Raw genomic sequence first — 19,579 nt, forward strand, 5'->3', positions numbered from 1 at the left:
CTTGTGTTCGCCAGAGTCTGCACTGCTTTTATGATAGTTGAATGTCGATTCAACCGAGCTCGATGATCTCGTAGTCGTGGGTGATTGCCACGCCTGCCGCGCCGAGCATGATCGAGGCCGAGCAATACTTCTCGGCAGACAATTCGATGGCGCGTTTGACCTGGGCTTCTTTCAGGCCGCGGCCCTTGACCACGAAGTGCATATGGATTTTGGTGAAAACCTTCGGATCTTCGGTCGCACGCTCGGCTTCAAGGAAAGCTTCACAGCTTTCGACCGCCTGGCGGGACTTCTTGAGGATGCTGACCACATCGAAATTGCTGCAACCGCCGACACCCAGCAGCAACATTTCCATCGGCCGAACACCCAGATTGCGTCCACCGGCATCGGGCGGACCGTCCATGACCACGACATGACCGCTACCGGATTCGCCGAGGAACATGGCTTCGCCAGCCCATTGGATGCGTGCCTTCATCGCCAAGACTCCACTGTATAAAAAAGGGTCGCCAGCTTAGCACAGGCCCCGTGATTGACAGTGCCCGGCGTCCTAGGACATATCCCACCGCCCCCGTAGGTAAATGCTCGAATATTCCAGGAAGTGTCTGTTAAGCTGACGCCAATTCAATGGCGCATGGCCAGCTTGACTCCAGCGTTCACTATTCATAAAAACCAAACACACCGTGCAGTCTTTTCGGGATTCAACCATGGTTGCTATTGCCCCCAACCCCAAGATCAAGAACCTCGACAAGCTGTTGATGCATTGCCAGCGCCGCCGTTATCAGGTCAAGAGCAACATCATTTGTGCCGGCGACCGCTCGGAAACGCTGTTCTTCATCCTCAAAGGCTCAGTCACTATCCTGATCGAAGATGACGAAGGCCGGGAAATGATCATTTCCTACCTGAACGCCGGGGACTTTTTCGGCGAGCTGGGCCTGTTTGAGCAAGCCGGCCTGGAGCAGGAGCGCAGTGCCTGGGTGCGGGCCAAGGTTGAATGCGAAGTTGCGGAAATCAGCTATGCAAAATTCCGCGAGTTATCGCTGCAGGATCCGGAGATTCTTTACGTCCTCAGCGGACAAATCGCACAGCGTCTGCGCAACACCACGCGCAAGGTCGGTGACCTGGCATTTTTTGACGTGACCGGCCGCGTTGCCCGCTGTCTGCTGGAGCTGTGCAAGCAGCCTGACGCCATGACTCACCCCGATGGTATGCAAATCAAGGTGACCCGTCAGGAAATCGGGAGGATTGTCGGTTGCTCCCGGGAGATGGTCGGTCGCGTGCTCAAGGATCTGGAAGAACGCAACCTGGTGGACGTCAAAGGCAAGACCATGGTGGTCTTCGGTACGCGATAAGTTCGAAAACCTAGCCGCTGAACATCTGCGCCAGCATCAACCGGTAGAGCTCATCGAGGCGAGCCAGCGCATCGCGCGCCTTGAACTTCTCATGCAGCGCAATGTGGCTTTCGGCACGGACTCGTTGCTCCAGATCGCAGGCCTCGTTAAAGCGATTGACCGCGGCGACCATCGACTCTCGCTCGTTATCCAGCAGCATCGCCCCGTGTACCAGTCCCACCGGACGCTGCCCGCCTTGACTCTGGCGCCAGCGCTGGGCGGTACCGACCATTTTGCGTCCATCGAGGTTGACGTTGAAGCGACCGTCACAGAAAGCGCCTTCGATTTCACCCAGAGATGAAGTGCCACCCAACTCATCGAGCAACTGACAGATCGGATCACACAAGCGCCGGTAGCCGGTCTCGATACGGTTCAAGTCCCCTTCGCTGCGCGGCGGCGCGTAAACCAGAGCGATGTTGATGGTCGAGGCCGATTGCGGCACCGGCTCGCCGCCGGTTTCACGCAACAGCACCGGCCAACCTGCCGCCGCCGACACTTCGCACGCAGCCTCGAAACCGGGCAAGCGATTCAAACGGCGCGGCATGACCAGCGCCCAATCGCTCGGCTGCCAGAACAGCAAGCCGAACTCGGCGTCGCCGGTGCAGACCGAGGCCAGCAGATCCTGCTCGGCTTGCAGGCCGGCTTCGATGGTCAGGGAGACAGGTGAGGTCATAAGGTTTTCCGTAGGACTTGAAGTCTGTGGCGCATCTTATGCCGTCTTCGCGAGCAGGCTCGCTCCCACATTTGATCGCGACCCAATGTGGGAGCGAGCCTGCTCGCGAAGGGGTCGACTCGTTCTGCGAACAATCAGTCGAGGGTCGAACCGCTGACAGGCACACCGCGCTCAGGGAAGAACAGGCGCTGCAACTCGGTACCCGGGCTTTCGGCGCGCATGAAGGCTTCACCCACCAGGAACGCATAGACGTCGCTGATTTCCATCAGCTCGACATCGGCGCGGTTGAGAATGCCACTCTCGGTGATCACCAGACGATCACGCGGGATACGCGGCAGCAGGTCGAGGGTGGTTTCCAGGCTGACGTCGAAGGTGTGCAGGTTACGGTTGTTGACCCCGACCAGTGGCGTGTCGAGGATTTTCAACGCGCGCTCCAGCTCATCGCCATCGTGCACTTCAACCAGCACATCGAGCCCCACGCCTTTGGCCACCGAAGCCAGTTCGGCCATTTTCACGTCGTCCAGTGCGGAGACGATCAACAGCACGCAATCGGCGCCCAGCGCACGGGCTTCGACGATCTGGTACGGATCGATCATGAAGTCCTTGCGGATCACCGGCAGGTTGCACGCGGCACGGGCCTGCTGCAGATAGGCATCGGCGCCCTGGAAGTAGTCGATGTCGGTGAGTACCGACAGGCAGGTCGCGCCACCCTTCTCGTAGCTTCTGGCGATATCGGCGGGAATGAAGTTCTCACGGATCACGCCTTTGCTCGGCGAGGCTTTCTTGATTTCGGCAATGACTGCCGGCTGTTTCAGCCTGGCCTGGGCCAGCAAGGCCTTGGCAAAACCACGGGGTGTATCGGCCGTCTTGGCCAGACCTTCCAGCTCGCTCAGGCTCACACGGGCACTACGCTCGGCGACTTCCTGAACCTTGCGGGCCAGAATGTTTTCCAGAACCGTCGGTACACTCATCCCTCATTCTCCACTTTGAATACCGCGGTAAAGGCACCCAGCTCCTCGAGTTTCTCCCGAGCGAGACCTGTGTGCAAAGCGTCGTGCGCAAGCTCCACGCCCTGTTTCAAGCTACTGGCCAGGTCTGCGGCGTACAGCGCCGCACCGGCATTGAGCACAATCATTTCGGCGGCTTTCTGGCCGTTCTCGGTTTTGCGTTTACCCAAGGCGTCGCGGATCAGCGCCAGCGAAGCTTCCGGGCCATCGACCGACAGACCGTGCAGGCTCTGGCTCTTCATGCCCAGATCTTCCGGCTCGACCCAATATTCGGTGATTTCGTTGTTTTTCAGCTCGGCAACAAAAGTCGGCGCGGCGAGACTGAACTCGTCCAGACCATCCTTGGAATGCACTACCAGTACATGTTTGCTACCCAGACGCTGCAACACTTCGGCCAATGGCCGGCACAGCGCCGGAGTGAACACGCCCACCACCTGATGTTTCACACCGGCCGGATTCGTAAGCGGGCCGAGCATGTTGAACAGCGTGCGCAGGCCAAGGTCGCGGCGCGGACCGGCTGCGTACTTCATGGCCTTGTGGTGGGTCTGGGCAAACATGAACCCGATGCCGACGTTGTCGATGCAGCGCGCCACTTGCACCGGGGTCAGGTTCAGATAGATACCGGCGGCTTCCAGCAGATCGGCGCTGCCGCTCTTGCCCGATACCGCACGGTTGCCGTGCTTGGCCACAGTGCAACCGGCCGCCGCGACGACAAAGGAAGAGGCCGTGGACACGTTGAAGATGTTCGCACCGTCACCGCCGGTGCCGACCACATCGACCACACCGTCGAGGGTCTTGAGTTCGACCTTGTCCGCCAACTCGCGCATCACCGACACGGCACCGACGATTTCGTCGATGCTTTCGCTCTTCATGCGCATGGCCATCATGAACGCGCCGATCTGCGCGTCGCTGCATTGTCCGGTCATGATTTCGCGCATGACATCGCGCATTTCATCGGTAGTGAGGTCGAGGTGATCGACGATGCGGCTCAGGGCTGTCTTGATGTTCATGAAAAGTCCTTAGCGCGTGCCGCCGGTTTGTTTGAGGAAGTTGGCGAACAGTTCGTGGCCCTGCTCGGTGAGGATCGATTCCGGGTGAAACTGCACGCCCTCGATGTTCAGGGTCTTGTGACGCAGGCCCATGATCTCGTCGACCGAGCCGTCTTCGAGCTGGGTCCAGGCCGTCAGCTCCAGGCAATCGGGCAGGGTTTCGCGCTTGACGATCAATGAATGATAGCGGGTCACTGTCAGTGGACGATTCAGGCCTGCGAATACGCCCTTGTCCTCGTGAAATACCGGGCTAGTCTTACCGTGCATCACTTGGCGGGCGCGCACCACGTCACCGCCAAAGGCCTGGCCGATGGATTGGTGGCCAAGGCAGACGCCAAGAATCGGCAGTTTGCCGGCGAAATGCTTGATCGCTTCAATCGAGATGCCGGCTTCGGTCGGAGTGCAGGGACCGGGGGACACAACGATACGCTCAGGATTGAGGGCTTCGATTTCAGCGATGGTCAGTTCATCGTTGCGCACGACTTTGACCTGGGAGCCGAGCTCGCCCAGGTACTGCACAACGTTGTAGGTAAAGGAGTCGTAGTTATCGATCATCAGCAACATGGCGTTAAGAACCTCTTGAATTCACTGACTTTAAAGATGGCCTTCGAATGATTGACCCGCAGAGCGCTGCACTTTGTCAGGTGCCGGAGTAGCGCCAGCAAAGCGGCATTTCAAACAGGTAAAGAAGGCAAAGCGGTACAGGTCCGGCCAGGCCGGCAAAAGAATTCAGGCGCGCCAACGCCAGCGGGCGTGTGCCTTGATGACTTGATCCAGGAGTTTACTGATGATCAACACGGGGAAGGTCTCGTTCGTACGTCCCGGCACAGTAACTTAGCTGGGCAGAGCGTGCAATATCGCCGGGGGTACTGCCCGCGAAACTCTTAAAGGCTTCGCGACAGATGGCAAAAGGCCGAAAGTTTTTGGTACTGTCGTTTCGTTCACTAAAACAATAAATAAACGGACTTGCTCATGATCAAACAGTCGTTGTTTGTACCGCTCGCAGGATGCTTGCTCGCGATGGCATGCGCCCAGGCGAACGCCGCACCCAATCCTTATACGAACTACATTGTCTTCGGGGACAGCCTCAACGACGCCGGGACCTTTGCCGACACGGGCGGGCCTGCCGGGGCGACACAACGCTTTACCAACCGCACGGGGCCGGTGTATCTGGATGGCAGCGGCGAAGTCCGCTCGCTCAACTCCACGCAGATACTGGGTGGGAAACTGGGGTTCTCGGCGGACCAGACCGCGTCCTCGTCTTCGGCGGTGCGTGCCAGCAACGGCCAGCCCGATGGTAACAACTGGGCCGTTGGCGGCTACCGTACGGATCAGATTCTGGATTCGATCACCAGCACTTCCGCCACCGGAGATCGCACCCGAGCCGGATACCTGCCGTCGAACAACTTCCGTGCCGACCCGAATGCACTGTATTACCTGTCGGGCGGCGGCAACGACTTCCTCCAGGGGCGCGTCACCAGCCTGCCCCAGGCCAGCGCCGCAGCTGACAGACTGGCCGACAGCGTGCAGGCGCTGCAAACCGCTGGTGCCAAATACGTCATGGTCTGGTTGCTGCCCGATATCGGCTTTACCCCGGCGTTCAACGGTACCCCGTTGCAAGCATTCACGTCCCAGCTCAGCTCCCAGTTCAACACTGAACTGGTAAGCCGACTGCAAAACATCAATGCCTCAGTCATCCCGCTCAACATTCCGGTACTGCTCAAAGAGACGTTCGCCAACCCGGCACAGTTTGGCCTGGCCAGCGACCAGAACCTCATCGCCACTTGCTTCAGCGGCAGCGGTTGCACCGAGAATGCCCGGTATGGCATCAACAGTGCCACACCGGACCCGACCAAGCTGATCTTCAACGACTCTGTGCACCCCACCGAAGCCGGGCAACGCCTGATTGCCGATTACGCGTATTCCCTGTTGGCCGCGCCGTGGGAGCTGACCTTGCTGCCTGAAATGGCTCATGGCACCGTGCGCTCGCATCAGGATGAATTGCGCAATCAGTGGCTGGCCGATTGGGAAAACTGGCAAGGCGTCGGCCAATGGCGAGCCATTGTTGCCGGCGGCGGACAGCATCAGGACTTTGACGGTCAAGACAGCGTGGCAAGCGCCGACGGCAACGGAGCCAACCTGAACATCGGTGGCAGCTACCGTCTCGATGATGCCTGGCGCGTCGGTCTGGCGGCCGGTTTCTATAACCAGAAACTCGAAGCCGGCAGCAACGATTCCGACTACAAGCTCAACACTTACCTGGGCACGGTATTCGCCCAATACCAGCAAAACCGTGTGTGGGCCGACGCGGCGTTGACGGCCGGGCATCTGGATTACGACAGCCTCAAGCGTAAATTCCAGTTGGGCGTCAATGAACGTGGCGAAAAAGGCGATACCAGCGGCTACGTCGAAGCCTTCAGCGCTCGCGTGGGTTACGACATTGCACAACAGGCCAGCAGCCCCTGGCACCTGTCGCCGTTTGTCAGCGCCGATTTCGCCAAGGTGCAAGTCGACGGTTACTCGGAAGACGGCAACGACTCCACGGCGCTGACCTTTGCCGATCAGGACCGTATCTCCCGCCGCCTCGGCGCCGGCCTGCAGGGCAAATACCAGTTCACCCCGCAAACCCAGGTCTTCGGTGAAGTGGCTGTCGAGCGCGAGTACAACGACGACACCCAGAACGTTGGCATCAACCTCAACAGCCTGCCGAACAATCAGTTCACGCTGCAAGGCTATACCCCGCAATCCCACCTGAGCCGCCTGAACCTGGGCGTGAGCCACAACCTCACCCGGGACCTGGCACTGCGCGCCAGTTACAACATTCGCAAGGACGATGACTTCACCCAACAAGGCATCAACGTAGGTGTTGCGCTGGACTTCTGATGTGCAGGCAATAAAAAACGCGGCGCCCTCACAGGCGCCGCGTTTTTTTGGTGTCCGCAAATCCCCTGTAGGTTTTGCGTGGATCAGGTATTCGGGGTCTGTTCAGCCAGGGCAACGGCACGGAACATCGCGCGGCGCTTGTTCAGGGTTTCTTCCCATTCCAGCGCCGGCACAGAGTCGGCGACGATGCCGCCACCAGCCTGCACATGCAGTTCGCCGTTCTTGATCACCGCCGTGCGAATCGCAATGGCAGTGTCCATGTTGCCGTTCCAGGCGAAGTACCCGACCGCACCGCCATAGACGCCACGCTTGACCGGCTCCAGTTCGTCGATGATTTCCATCGCGCGAATCTTCGGCGCGCCGGACAAGGTGCCCGCCGGCAGAATCGCTCGCAGTGCGTCCATTGCCGTCAGCCCGGCTTTCAACTGCCCGGTGACGTTCGACACGATGTGCATCACGTTGGAATAACGCTCGATCACCATCTTCTCGGTGAGTTTCACCGAACCGATTTCCGATACGCGACCGGTGTCGTTACGACCGAGGTCGATCAGCATCAGGTGCTCGGCGATTTCCTTGTCGTCCGACAGCAGATCTTTTTCCAACTCCAGGTCAGCTTCTTCGTTGGCCCCACGCGGGCGAGTGCCGGCAATCGGGCGCACGGTGATCAGGTTGTCTTCGACCCGCACCAGCACTTCCGGCGAACTGCCGACGACGTGGAAGTCGCCGAAGTTGAAGAAGTACATGTAAGGCGTCGGGTTGAAGCAGCGCAGCGCGCGGTACAGATCGATCGGTGCCGCCTTGAAGTCGATCGACATGCGCTGGGACGGCACGACTTGCATGCAGTCACCGGCCAGGATGTATTCCTTGATGGTGTCGACGGCTCTTTCGTAATCGTCCTGGGTGAAGCTGGAGCGAAACACCGGGTCAGCCGCTTGCTGCTTGCTGAAGTCCAGGCCACGGCGCGGGGTGATCGGCTGGCGCAGTTTTTCCAGCAGTTCTTCTAGGCGAGCGCGACCTTGCTCGAAAGCATCTTCCTGAGCCGGGTCGGCCAGGACGATGGCGTGCATCTTGCCGGCGAGGTTATCGAACACCACGACAGCGTCGGAGACCATCAGCAGAATGTCCGGCACGCCCAGCGGATCCGGGTTCGGGCACTTGCCCAGACGCTTTTCCACGTAACGCACGCAGTCATAACCGAAGTAGCCCACCAGGCCGCCGTTGAAACGTGGCAGGCCGGCAATGGTCGGCACGTTGTAGCGAGCCTTGAAAGCCTCGACGAAGGCCAGCGGGTCTTCCACGTCGTGGCTTTCGGTCTCGACACCATCGATGGTCACGCTGACATGGTGGTCGTGAACCCGCAATACGGTGCGGCACGGCAAGCCGATGATCGAGTAACGCCCCCACTTCTCGCCGCCCTGAACAGACTCCAGCAAGTAGGAGTTGGGCTCGTCGGCCAGTTTCAGGTAGATCGACAGCGGCGTGTCGAAGTCGGCCAGGGTTTCGCAGGCAAGCGGGATGCGGTTGTAGCCGGCAGCGGCCAAACGCAGGAATTCTTCGCGGATCATGAGGTGCCTCGTGGCTTGAGGGTCGAACAGTCAGGTATGCAAACGCGCCGGAAACCGGCCAGGATCAAGTCAGGCGCGCCAACGCCAGCGGGCCAGGGCCTTGATGACTTTCATCCAGAGTTTGCGAGTGACCACCACGATGGCGTTTCCAGAAGGGGGTTTGACAGCGTCGGCCAACGTTATCTCAGCGGCCGGATCCAGGCAACCGGGAATTAGCTTGCGCAGGTCGTCGATCACCAGTGCCGGCGACTCCTCGGCAATCGGCCGGCCGTGGTTATAGCCGTAGCTCAGGGCCACACACTTGACCCCCGCCGCTTTCGCCGCCAGCACATCGCTGCGCGAATCGCCGACGAACAACGACTGCGAAGCCGGGATGTTGGCCATTTTCATCACGAAAAACAGCGCGGCCGGGTCGGGCTTTTTCTGTGGCAGGGTGTCGCCGCCGATGATCCAGCGGAAATAACGGCCGATCTTCATCTGATCCAGCAGCGGCGCGACGAAACGCTCCGGCTTGTTGGTGATCAGTGCCATCTCGACGCCCTGCTTTTGCAGCCATTTGAGGGTGTCGCGCACACCGGGGTAAACCACGGTCAACTCATGGCTTTCGCCATAAGCCTGCATGAAGTACTCCAGCGCCCGTTCAGCCTCGGCGTTATCGACTGCAGAATGATCAATACCGCCAGCCAGCGCACGACGCACCAGCACCGGCGCACCATTGCCGACCCATTCGCGCACCGCTTCCAGACCGGCAGGTTGACGACCGAGCTTGAGCAGCATCTTGTCCACAGCCACTGCCAGGTCCGGGACCGAGTCGACCAATGTACCGTCCAGATCGAACATTACCAGCCGCGGCAGTTGCCCCGAAAACAGCTGCTCAAAGCCACTCATGGGCGAGCCAGCGCCAGTTCGGAACGCATCTTCTCGATGACCTCCTGATAGTTCGGCGCATTGAAGATGGCCGAGCCGGCGACGAAGGTGTCGGCACCGGCCGCAGCGATTTCGCGAATGTTGTTCACGTTCACACCGCCGTCGATTTCCAGGCGAATGTCACGGCCCGAAGCATCGATCAACGCCCGCGCCTCACGCAGCTTGTCGAGGGTGCCGGGGATGAACTTCTGCCCGCCAAAACCCGGGTTGACGCTCATCAGCAGGATCATGTCGACCTTGTCCATCACGTACTTGAGCACGTCCAGCGGGGTCGCCGGGTTGAACACCAGGCCCGACTTGCAGCCGCCCTCGCGGATCAGTTGCAGGGAGCGGTCGACGTGCTGGGTGGCTTCCGGGTGAAAGGTGATGTAGGTCGCGCCGGCTTCGATGAAGTCGCCCACAATACGGTCCACCGGGCTGACCATCAGGTGTGCGTCGATCGGCGCGGTCACGCCGTACTTGCGCAGTGCCGAGCAGACCATCGGGCCGATGGTCAGGTTCGGCACATAGTGGTTGTCCATGACATCGAAGTGCACGAAGTCGGCGCCAGCGGCCAGGACGTTGTCCACTTCCTCACCCAGGCGGGCGAAGTCGGCGGAGAGAATCGACGGAGCAATTACGAAGGGCTGCATGACGCACCTTATCTGAGCAGAATCACGATGGCGCGCATTGTATACCTCATGCTTTGACGCGCGCACCGTGAGTGCGATGATTGGAACCTGCCATCACCCATCAACGGCAAAGGCTCTAGTACGCCGCACGATAGATCTTTTCGATATCGACGGCAGTCAATTTGCGCGGATTATTGCGCATCAGACGCTCGATCCCCGCCGCTTCCGCGGCCATTGACGGGATGGCGTCCTCGGGTATACCGAAACTGCGCAGGCCCAGGGGAATTTCCACGGCGGCACACAGTTCGGTCATGGCTTGCACGCCTTTGTCGGCCGCTTCATTGGCACTCAAATGCGCGGTCTTCACGCCCATGGCCTCGGCTATATCCTGCATGCGTTCGATGCAGGCCATCTTGTTCCAGGTCATGACATGGGGCAGTAGCAAGGCATTACTGACGCCATGGGCAATGTTGAAACGCCCGCCCAGCGGATATGCCAGCGCATGCACTGCACCAACCCCGGCATTACCGAATGCCATGCCGGCCATGAGGCTGGCGGTGGCCATGTCTTCACGGGCCTGCAGGTTCGACGGATTGGCATAGGCCTTGGGCAAAGCCCTGGCGATCAACTTGATCGCGCCGATAGCCAGCGCATCAGTAATCGGCGATGCATTGACTGACAGATAGGACTCGATGGCATGCACCAGTGCATCTACGCCACTGGCGGCGGTGACACTGCGCGGGCAGGTCAGGGTCATTTGAGGGCTGACCAGCGCCACGTCTGGCAGCAGGTAGTCGCTGACAATGCCCTTTTTCAGCCGCGCAACCTTGTCGGAAAGGATGGCGACGTTGGTCACCTCCGAGCCGGTACCCGCCGTGGTCGGGATGGCGATCAGCGGTGGGCCTTTGCGCGGGACCTGATCGATACCGAACAGATCCTCCAGCGCGCCGTGGTAGCCGGCATAGGCCGCCACGCTCTTGGCAATGTCGATGGCACTGCCGCCGCCCAGGCCGATCAGTCCGTCATGCCCACCCTCGCGATAAACCTCCATGCAGTCTTCGACGATGGCGATTTCCGGATCCGGCAGTACCCGGTCGAAAATCTCGTAGCTGCGCTCGCCCAGCTGCGCCAGTGCCAGCTCCACCGTGCCGGACTTGACCAGGGCGGCATCGGTGACGATCAGCGGGTTGTCGATGTCCAGGCGTGCCAGCTCGGCGGACAGCTGCTCGATGGCACCTGCGCCAGTGATCAATTTGTGAGCGATCTTGAAAGAGGAAAGACTCATGTGCGCAGCCTCTTATAGGTAGGGGAGCTGGGCACAAGAGTAGCTGGGGATTTAAGGTTGGCTGGTATTCAGACCATGAATGACCGGAGAGTCCCGAAACCTGTAGGAGCGAGCTTGCTCGCGATGGACGTCAACGATGACACGGGCATTCTGGATGCCCGCGTCGATCTCAGGTTCATCGCGAGCAGGCTCGCTCCTACAGAAGGTCTGTGTATGGTTTTAGACTTGGGCGGTACGCAGTTTCTCGCTACGCCCACGCAGCCATTCCAGGGTCAGCAACAGGATCACCGAGAAGGCAATCAGCAGCGTCGCGGCGGCGGCGATGGTCGGGCTGAGGTTTTCGCGGATGCCGCTGAACATCTGCCGTGGCAGGGTCGCTTGCTCGGGACCTGCGAGGAACAGCGTCACCACCACCTCATCGAACGAAGTCGCGAAGGCAAACAACGCCCCCGAAATCACGCCCGGTGCGATCAGCGGCAAGGTCACCCGGCGGAACGTGGTCAGCGGCGAAGCGCCCAGGCTCGCAGCGGCCCGCACCAGGTTGTGGTTGAACCCCTGCAAGGTCGCCGACACCGTAATGATCACGAACGGCACGCCCAGTACGGCGTGCACCACGATCAGCGAGGTATAGCTGTTACCGAATCCCAGTGGAGCGAAGGTCAGGTAACTGGCCACGCCGATGATCACCACCGGCACCACCATCGGCGAAATCACCAGCGCCATCACCAGCGCCTTGCCCGGGAAGTCGCCCCGAGTCAGGCCGATCGCCGCCAGCGTACCGAAAATCATCGCCAACACGGTCGCGGCCGGGGCCACGATCATGCTGTTTTTCAACGAACGCATCCATTCCGCCGAGGCAAAGAAATCCTGGTACCAGTGCAGCGAGAAGCCTTGCAGCGGATAAACCAGAAAACTCCCGGAGTTGAACGACAGTGGAATGATCACCAGCACCGGCAGAATCAGGAACAACAGAATCAAGCCGCAGAGAATCCGCAAGCCATAGAACCACACCCGTTCGATGGGCGACATATAAGGACTCAGCATTTCGTTCTCCCCTTAGCTCAGGCGCAGGCGACTGGCGCCCACCAGCCAGCTGTAAATCAGATAAAGCACCACGGTTGCCAACAGCAGCAACCCACCGAGTGCGGTCGCCATGCCCCAGTTGATGCTGGTGTTGGTGTAGAAGGCGACGAAATAGCTGACCATCTGATCGTTCGGGCTGCCCAGCAATGCCGGGGTGATGTAGTAGCCGATGGCGAGGATGAACACCAACAGGCAACCGGCGCCGACACCGGCATAGGTCTGCGGGAAGTACACCCGCCAGAAGCTGGCGAACGGATGGCAGCCGAGGGAAATCGCGGCACGCATGTAGGTTGGCGAGATGCCTTTCATCACGCTGTAGATCGGCAGGATCATGAACGGCAGCAGGATGTGCACCATGGAGATGTAGACACCGACACGGTTGAACACCAGTTCGATCGGCTTATCGATGATGCCCATCGCCATCAGGCCGCTGTTGATCAGGCCGCCCGATTGCAGCAACACGATCCACGCCGCGACCCGTACCAGGATCGAAGTCCAGAACGGCAACAGCACCAGAATCATCAGCAGGTTGCTCTGCCGCGACGGCAGGTTCGCCAACAGGTAAGCCAGGGGATACGCCAGCACCAGGCAGATCACCGTGATGATCAGGCCCATCCAGAAGGTGCGGGCGAAGATGTCGAGGTAGATCGCCTGATCCGGGGTGGCCGGGGCGATTTCACCGAGGTCATCGATGCGATGATCGACTGCGGCCAGCAGGTAATACGGGGTGATGCTGCTGGTGTTGCGGCGCACCGCTTGCCAGTAGGCCGGGTCACCCCAACGCTCATCGAGGCCTTCCAGCGCTTCTTTATAAGAAGCCGGCTCAGTGGCGAGCGGCAAGGCGCGGGCGGTTTTGGTCAGCAGGCTGCGATAACCTGCCAGCTCCATGTTCAAGCGCTTGGACAGATCACCCAGGGTCTGATTCTTGCGAGCGTCGGCGAGGTCTTCAGCCGCCGCTTTATAAACCGGTTCAGCGGGCAGGCCGCGGCCGTCCCAGCTGGCGATGGCTGTCACGGTGCGCGGCATGCCGCCGACCACTTCCGGGTTGCCAACGCTTTTGTAGAGCAGCGCCACGATCGGCACCAGAAACACCAGCAACAGAAACAGCACCAGCGGCGCAATCAACGCCTGGGCCTTCCAGCGGTTGACCCGCTCGGCGTGCTTGAGCCGCTGCTTCAGGGTGGGGTCAGTGCCCGCGTTCACGGGAATGGCGATAGCCATGGCGTACTCCGGAAATCTTTGATCAATGCAGAGGCGGGAAACCACCTCGATCGTTTAAAACACTCTGTTCAAATGTGGGAGCGGGCTTGCTCGCGAAGGCGAAGTGTCAGTCGACAACGATGTTGAATGTACTGACGTCTTCGCGAGCGAGCTCGCTCCTACAGCGTAAGCCCGCGGTGCGGTCTTACTTGGCAGCCCAGGCGTTGAAGCGCTGTTCCAGTTGCTCGCCGTTGTCAGCCCAGAAGCTGACGTCGATCTGCACCTGGTTGGCGATGTTTTCCGGGGTGGTCGGCATGTCTTTCAGGACATCCTTGGCCAGCAGTGGTACGGCCTGGGTGTTGGCCGGGCCGTAAGCGATGTTTTCCGAGTAGGTCTTCTGCTGCTGTGGCTGTACCGAGTAGGCGATGAATTTCTTCGCAGCTTCCGCGCGCTTGGCGTCCAGACCTTTCGGGATGGCCCATGCGTCGAAGTCGTAGATACCGCCGTTCCACACCACTTTCAGGTTGCTTTCTTTCTGCACGGCAGCGATACGGCCGTTGTAGGCCGAGCTCATGACCACGTCGCCGGAAGCGAGGTATTGCGGCGGTTGTGCACCGGCTTCCCACCACTGGATGCTCGGCTTGAGCTCATCGAGCTTCTTGAATGCGCGGTCCTGACCATCTTTGCCGGCCAGCACTTTGTAGACGTCTTTCGGCGCAACGCCGTCGGCCATCAGTGCGAATTCCAGGGTGTACTTGGCGCCTTTACGCAGGCCACGCTTGCCCGGGAACTGCTTGGTGTCCCAGAAGTCCGCCCAGCTGGTCGGTGCGGTTTTAAGCTTGTCGGCGTTGTAGGCCATTACGGTCGACCACACGAAGAAGCCCACGCCGCATGGCTGGATCGCGCCCTTGACGTAATCTTCTTTCTTGCCGAACAGCGCTGGGTCCAGTTGCTCGAACATGTCTTCGTCGCAACCGCGGGACAGTTCCGGCGATTCAACCTCTACCAGATCCCAGGACACGCTCTTGGTGTCGACCATGGCCTTGACCTTGGCCATTTCGCCGTTGTATTCACCGGCCACGATCTTGCCGTTACCTGCCGCTTCCCACGGTGCGTAGAAGGCTTTGACCTGAGCCGCCTTGTTCGCCCCGCCAAAGGACACCACGGTCAGGTCCGGGCCAGCAGCCATTGCGTGTGCCGCGCCCATCATGCCCAGTGCCAGAGCGGTGAATTTCAGGGATCTCAACATTTATTGTTCTCTCCACGTGCGGGATTAGTGTTGGTATTACGGGGCGATCAGCTCGCCTCTAGAAGGGGATCGAGCGCGCGAACGTGTTCGACCTGCCAGCCAAGCGGTACCACGTCACCGACGGCGAGCGAGGGATCAAGCTCGGCAATCGGCTGTTTCACGAAGAAGTCGGTCTTGCCACAGACTTCCATGCGAACCCGGACGTGGTCGCCCAGATAGATGAATTCCTCGACTCGCCCGGAGAAGCGATTGACGCATTGGTCGCTGGAGCCATTGAGGCTCACGCGCTCCGGACGGATGGACAGGGTCACCGGCTCGCCGGTCTTGCCGACATTCACCGCCAGTGCTTCAACTTTTTCACCACGCCCCAGTTCGACTACGCAGCGGTCGCCGGTCTGACTGTGCAGGCGGCCATTGAGACGGTTGTTTTCGCCGATGAAGTTGGCGACGAAGGTGTTTTTCGGCTCTTCGTAGAGGGTGCGCGGCGGCGCGATCTGCTGGATTTCGCCCTGATGGAACACCGCCACGCGGTCGGACATGGTCAAGGCTTCGCCCTGATCGTGGGTCACGTAGACCACGGTTACGCCCAGGCGCTGGTGCAGGTGCTTGATCTCCATCTGCATGTGTTCACGCAGTTGTTTGTCGAGGGCGCCCAGGGGTTCGTCCATCAGCACCAGTTGCGGTTCGAACACCAGCGCGCGGGCCAATGCCACCCGCTGTTGCTGACCGCCGGAAAGCTGTGCCGGGTAACGCTGGGCGAAGGTATCGAGCTGGACCATGCTCAGCACGCGCTTGACCCGGGCGCTGACGTCGCTCTTGTTCATGCCGCGTACGGTCAGCGGGAACGCCAGGTTCTCGGCCACCGTCATGTGGGGGAACAATGCGTAGTTCTGGAACACCATGCCGATATCGCGCTTGTGTGGCGGCACGTTGTTGATGGCGCGCCCCGCCAGCAGGATTTCGCCCGCGGTCGGCGTTTCGAAGCCGGCGAGCATCATCAGGCTGGTGGTCTTGCCGGAGCCGGACGGCCCGAGCAAGGTGAGGAATTCGCCTTTGCGAATGTCCAGGTTGAGGTCCTTGACGATCAGGTTCTCGCCATCGTAGCTCTTCTGCACTCCACGAAAGCTGACCAGAACATCATTGGCCCCTGCGCTTGAATCGACCTGGCTCATACCCACACCTTTGTTATTGATGACTGCTGTGGGGATTAAGCCTAGTGGACGTTGGGGACCACGCAAATCGGGGCGCAAGAGAGATTCGCCTCAGCCGGATGGAAAGCCGGGGGTAGGGATTGCCCTACAAGGATGGCGCGGTTTGGCAAGTGCAGTGGCGAGCGGCCAGCTACAAGCCGCAAGCAAGGGCAAAAGCGGATTTGCAGGATGTCGTAAATGGATATGTCACCACAGAACCTGTGGGAGCGGGCTTGCTCGCGAAAGCGGTGTGTCAGACCCGGATATGTCGACTGACATACTGCTTTCGCGAGCAAGCCCGCTCCCACACTGGATTTTGGTGTCATCTAGAGAAGTTTGTGTTCCATCGCGTACTTCACCAGCTCCGCCAACGAGGTGATGTTGAGCTTCTGCATCAGCCGCGCCTTGTGGGTGCTGATGGTCTTGCTGCTCAGCGCCAGTTGCTGGGCAATGTCGTTGACATTGGCGCCTTGGGCCAGGCGCTCGAACACGGAGAACTCGCGCTCGGAGAGCAACGAATGCAATGGACGCGAGTCGGTCAGGCCAACCTCGAAGACCATGCGGTCGGCCAGTTCCGGGTCGATATAACGCCCGCCTGACGCCACTTTGCGAATGGCCGTCAGCAACAGTGCCGGATCGCTGTCCTTGGTTGCATAACCGGCGGCCCCGACCTTCAGCGCCCGGGCGGCCATCTGCGCTTCGTCGTGCATCGACAACACCAGGATCGCCGGCGGATTGTTCAGGGCGCGAATCCGCGGAATGGCTTCCAGGCCATTGACGCCCGGCATGGAGATATCCAGCAACACCACTTCGCAGGGCACATGACGCAAGGCGTCGAGCAACTGCTCGCCATTACTCGCCTCCCCCACCACCAGCAAGTCCTTGGCCAGGCCAATCAGCTGCTTGATGCCTTCACGGACGATGGTGTGGTCTTCGGCTACCAGTACACGGATCACGTTTTTCTCCAGATTCAAGATCATTCGCGAGCAGGGGATCTATGAACGACTCAAAGCCAATGTGGGAGCGAGCCTGCTCGCGATGACGTCAGAACAATCAATAGATAAACATCAGGCTGCATCCAGCGGGACGCGTACATTCAGGGTCGTGCCTTCACCCGGCTCACTTTCAAGGGATAACTCACCGCCCATGATCAACACCCGCTCGCGCATTCCGACAATCCCAAAGGACGTTGGCCTGCCAGGCGCAGCGACAAATCCTACGCCATCATCGCTAACCGTCAGACACAACTCGTCGCCTTCCAGCGCCAGTGTCAGTTCAACAGTATGCGCCTGGGCATGGCGCATGACATTGGTCAGCGCTTCCTGAAGTATCCGGAACAGGCCGATGGCCTTGGCATCGCTGAGTACCGGCAGATTGTCCGGCACCTGCACCAGACACGGAATATGTGTACGCGCTTCAAATCGTCGGGCCTGCCATTCGATGGCCGAGGCAATGCCGGCATCGAGAATCGGCGGACGCAATGCGGTCGCCACGTCGCGAACCAACTGGAAGAGTTGAGCGATCAGGCGCTTCATGCTGCCCAGGCGCTCGTTAAGGCCCGGATCGAGTTGCGCGTAAGCCAGTTCGCACATGGAGGTTTCCAGCTTGAGCACCGTCAGCATCTGACCCAGTTCATCGTGAACTTCCCTGGCGATGCGCGCCTTTTCTTCTTCGCGCACGCTTTCCAGGTGCGCGGACAACTCACGCAGTTGTTCCCGGGAGCTGGCCAGTTCAAGTTCGATGCGCTTGCTCTCGCTGATGTCCCAGACAATTCCGTCCCAGACATAGGCGCCGTCTTCCAGCTGACGCGTGATGGCCTTGATTTCCGCCCAGCGCTGTTCGCCCTGACGGGTGAGGATCCGCCCTTGCCACGACCAGTCACTGTCGGTATCTAGCGCATGATCCTGGGTTTGGTGATAGCTGGCCTTGTCATCCGGATGCACCAGGCTGCGCAGACCTTTATCGCGATGCGCCAGCGTGGCCGGCGAGTAGCCCACCAGGCTTTCGCTGCCTTCGCTGATATAGGCAAAATCGATCTGACCGGTCACCGGCGCCCGCTCCAGCCGGAACACCAGGCCCGGAACGTTGGCGGCGATGCCTTGCAGCCGCGCCTCGCTTTCCTGCAAGGCGGCCAGGGCACGGCGCCGCTCGGTGACATCGTTGAGGTAGACCACCAGGTATTCGCCATCGCGAAAGCGCAGAAAACTCAATGAGACATCGGCCGGCAGAATGCTACCGTCGGCGCGCACGCAATTGGTTTCGAAGCTTAGCGGCCCCTCTTCACTGGCCCGGGCGCGCTTCCACAGATTGAGCCAGCGGTCCATGTGCAGGTCGGGTTCGAAATCGATCAAGGGCCGATCGATGATCCCGCCGGCTGGATAGCCAAGCATGCTTTCCGCTGCACGGTTGGCGTAGCGCACGTGGCTGTCCCAGTTGACCCAGAGGATGCCGACGGTGCTTTGATCGATGGAAAACTGGGTGAGCCGCAACGCCTCTTCGCTGGCGGCACGCAAGGCAATGTCTTCCTGCGCGGCCATCAGCCGTTGCTCCAGGTTGTGCTGCTGACGGCGCTGCCAGAACACGATAGCCATGCAACTCAACGCCAGCACGACCAGTAACAGGCAGAGGTTTTGCCAGAACCCCGGGGATTCGGTGAGCCGCGGATACTTGGGTTGCAGCCATTGATTGTGCAGTTGTTCCAGATCCTTGGCCGGGATCGCCCGCAATGCGCTTTCGACGATGCCCGCCAGTTCCGGCTTGTCGCGGCGCGTGGCCACCCGCAGCAGCTGCGGCAGTCCCACATCCCCGACCACCACCAACCCGGCGAACTCCGGCTCGACGGACAGACGCCCCAATTGCGCCTCATCGACCACCGCATAAGCCGCCTGCTGGCCCGTCAGCAATTGCAAGGCCTGGCGCTCCATCGGTACGCCTTGCAGGTTCAGGTGCGGATAGTTGCTGTGCAGGTAATCGGCGATGGCGCTGGGCATGCGCACCGCGACGCGGGTCTGGTTGTCGAGCTTTTCCAGCTCGACCGCGCCGGCGCTTTTCTGGTCGCTGACCACCAGTTGCGGCACCCGCATGTAGGGGTCGGAAAACTGCCAGAAGCGCAACCCGCCAGGGGTTTGGGTCAGCCCCGGGGCAATGTCGATTTCGCCCTCGCGGGCAGCGGCTTCCAATTGTTCAAGGTCGGGAAAGTTGCGCCAGCTCAGTTCGACATTGAGGGTCTTTGCCAGCCACTTCATCAAGTCGACATTTACCCCGGACAGGCGCTGCAAGCGGCGATCGTACTGCGCATAGGGTGCCTGCAACACCAGGCCGACCCGCAACTCGCTCTGCTGCGCCAGCCAGTGCTGCTGTTTCGGGGTCAGCTGGGCAACATGCGCCGCGGGCAGAGCCGCCGCCCAACCCATCAAGGGAAACCACAAACAGCCGATAACCCACAGGCAGCGAAAACGCATCATTGAACTCT

General features: G+C 60.2%; 17 protein-coding genes. 2 read left to right on the forward strand and 15 right to left on the reverse strand.

The features are described from left to right. Positions 1-49: 49 nt before the first annotated feature. Complete coding sequence (locus ACEN8E_RS26790) at positions 50-472, reverse strand: OsmC family protein (protein WP_007941657.1); 423 nt, start codon at positions 470-472, stop codon at positions 50-52. A gap of 229 nt (positions 473-701) precedes the next feature. On the opposite strand from ACEN8E_RS26790, the gene crp reads away from it, so the two are divergent. Then, positions 702-1,346 carry a cAMP-activated global transcriptional regulator CRP gene (gene crp / locus ACEN8E_RS26795; RefSeq protein ID WP_495590468.1) on the forward strand — a complete coding sequence of 215 codons (645 nt, stop codon included), beginning with the start codon at positions 702-704 and terminating at the stop codon, positions 1,344-1,346. A 10-nt stretch (positions 1,347-1,356) separates the two neighbouring features. On the opposite strand, the gene ACEN8E_RS26800 is transcribed toward crp, so the two are convergent. From ACEN8E_RS26800 to ACEN8E_RS26815, 4 genes are all read right to left on the reverse strand, one after another. Beyond that, the gene (locus ACEN8E_RS26800) at positions 1,357-2,058 is read right to left on the reverse strand and encodes a lipoate--protein ligase family protein (RefSeq protein ID WP_495590469.1); all 702 of its coding nucleotides are present in this window, start codon (positions 2,056-2,058) and stop codon (positions 1,357-1,359) included. Positions 2,059-2,192: 134 nt separating this feature from the next. After that, on the reverse strand, positions 2,193-3,029 hold the full coding sequence (gene trpC / locus ACEN8E_RS26805) for an indole-3-glycerol phosphate synthase TrpC (protein WP_495590470.1): 837 nt from the start codon (positions 3,027-3,029) through the stop codon (positions 2,193-2,195). Then, on the reverse strand, positions 3,026-4,075 hold the full coding sequence (gene trpD, locus ACEN8E_RS26810; protein ID WP_495590471.1) for an anthranilate phosphoribosyltransferase: 1,050 nt from the start codon (positions 4,073-4,075) through the stop codon (positions 3,026-3,028). Before trpD ends, trpC begins: the two co-directional genes overlap by 4 nt. Before the next feature lie 9 nt (positions 4,076-4,084). Then, on the reverse strand, positions 4,085-4,678 hold the full coding sequence (locus ACEN8E_RS26815) for an aminodeoxychorismate/anthranilate synthase component II (protein ID WP_007980194.1): 594 nt from the start codon (positions 4,676-4,678) through the stop codon (positions 4,085-4,087). A 408-nt stretch (positions 4,679-5,086) separates the two neighbouring features. Here ACEN8E_RS26815 and estP point away from each other — a divergent pair, with 408 nt between their 5' ends. Then, positions 5,087-6,997, forward strand: coding sequence for an esterase EstP (gene estP / locus ACEN8E_RS26820; RefSeq protein WP_495590472.1), 1,911 nt, complete (start codon positions 5,087-5,089; stop codon positions 6,995-6,997). Between the two features lie 83 nt (positions 6,998-7,080). Here the strand turns inward: estP and trpE are convergent, their stop codons facing one another. The 10 genes from trpE to ACEN8E_RS26870 all read right to left on the reverse strand — a co-directional run bounded on the left by trpE (position 7,081) and on the right by ACEN8E_RS26870 (position 19,571). Beyond that, positions 7,081-8,562 carry an anthranilate synthase component I gene (trpE, locus tag ACEN8E_RS26825; protein ID WP_495590473.1) on the reverse strand — a complete coding sequence of 494 codons (1,482 nt, stop codon included), beginning with the start codon at positions 8,560-8,562 and terminating at the stop codon, positions 7,081-7,083. Between the two features lie 69 nt (positions 8,563-8,631). Then, on the reverse strand, positions 8,632-9,450 hold the full coding sequence (locus ACEN8E_RS26830; protein WP_495590474.1) for a phosphoglycolate phosphatase: 819 nt from the start codon (positions 9,448-9,450) through the stop codon (positions 8,632-8,634). Further along, the gene (rpe, locus tag ACEN8E_RS26835) at positions 9,447-10,121 is read right to left on the reverse strand and encodes a ribulose-phosphate 3-epimerase (protein WP_008061583.1); all 675 of its coding nucleotides are present in this window, start codon (positions 10,119-10,121) and stop codon (positions 9,447-9,449) included. The genes ACEN8E_RS26830 and rpe overlap by 4 nt, the downstream gene beginning before the upstream one ends. 115 nt (positions 10,122-10,236) lie before the next feature. Next, complete coding sequence (locus tag ACEN8E_RS26840) at positions 10,237-11,385, reverse strand: iron-containing alcohol dehydrogenase (protein WP_495590475.1); 1,149 nt, start codon at positions 11,383-11,385, stop codon at positions 10,237-10,239. 219 nt (positions 11,386-11,604) lie between these two features. After that, positions 11,605-12,429, reverse strand: coding sequence for an ABC transporter permease (locus ACEN8E_RS26845; protein WP_322615063.1), 825 nt, complete (start codon positions 12,427-12,429; stop codon positions 11,605-11,607). 12 nt (positions 12,430-12,441) lie between these two features. After that, complete coding sequence (locus tag ACEN8E_RS26850; protein ID WP_429366728.1) at positions 12,442-13,689, reverse strand: ABC transporter permease; 1,248 nt, start codon at positions 13,687-13,689, stop codon at positions 12,442-12,444. Positions 13,690-13,873: 184 nt separating this feature from the next. Then, positions 13,874-14,917: an ABC transporter substrate-binding protein gene (locus tag ACEN8E_RS26855; RefSeq protein WP_495590476.1), complete on the reverse strand. Its 1,044-nt coding sequence runs from the start codon at positions 14,915-14,917 to the stop codon at positions 13,874-13,876. Between the two features lie 47 nt (positions 14,918-14,964). Further along, a complete protein-coding gene (locus ACEN8E_RS26860; protein ID WP_429366730.1) occupies positions 14,965-16,089 on the reverse strand; it encodes an ABC transporter ATP-binding protein in 1,125 nt (374 codons plus the stop codon). 344 nt (positions 16,090-16,433) lie between these two features. Further along, a complete protein-coding gene (locus tag ACEN8E_RS26865; protein WP_495590477.1) occupies positions 16,434-17,063 on the reverse strand; it encodes a response regulator in 630 nt (209 codons plus the stop codon). A 111-nt stretch (positions 17,064-17,174) separates the two neighbouring features. Continuing rightward, positions 17,175-19,571: a PAS domain-containing sensor histidine kinase gene (locus tag ACEN8E_RS26870; protein WP_495590478.1), complete on the reverse strand. Its 2,397-nt coding sequence runs from the start codon at positions 19,569-19,571 to the stop codon at positions 17,175-17,177. Positions 19,572-19,579: the final 8 nt, after the last annotated feature.

It is taken from the genome of Pseudomonas sp. Pseusp9, from assembly GCF_059491265.1.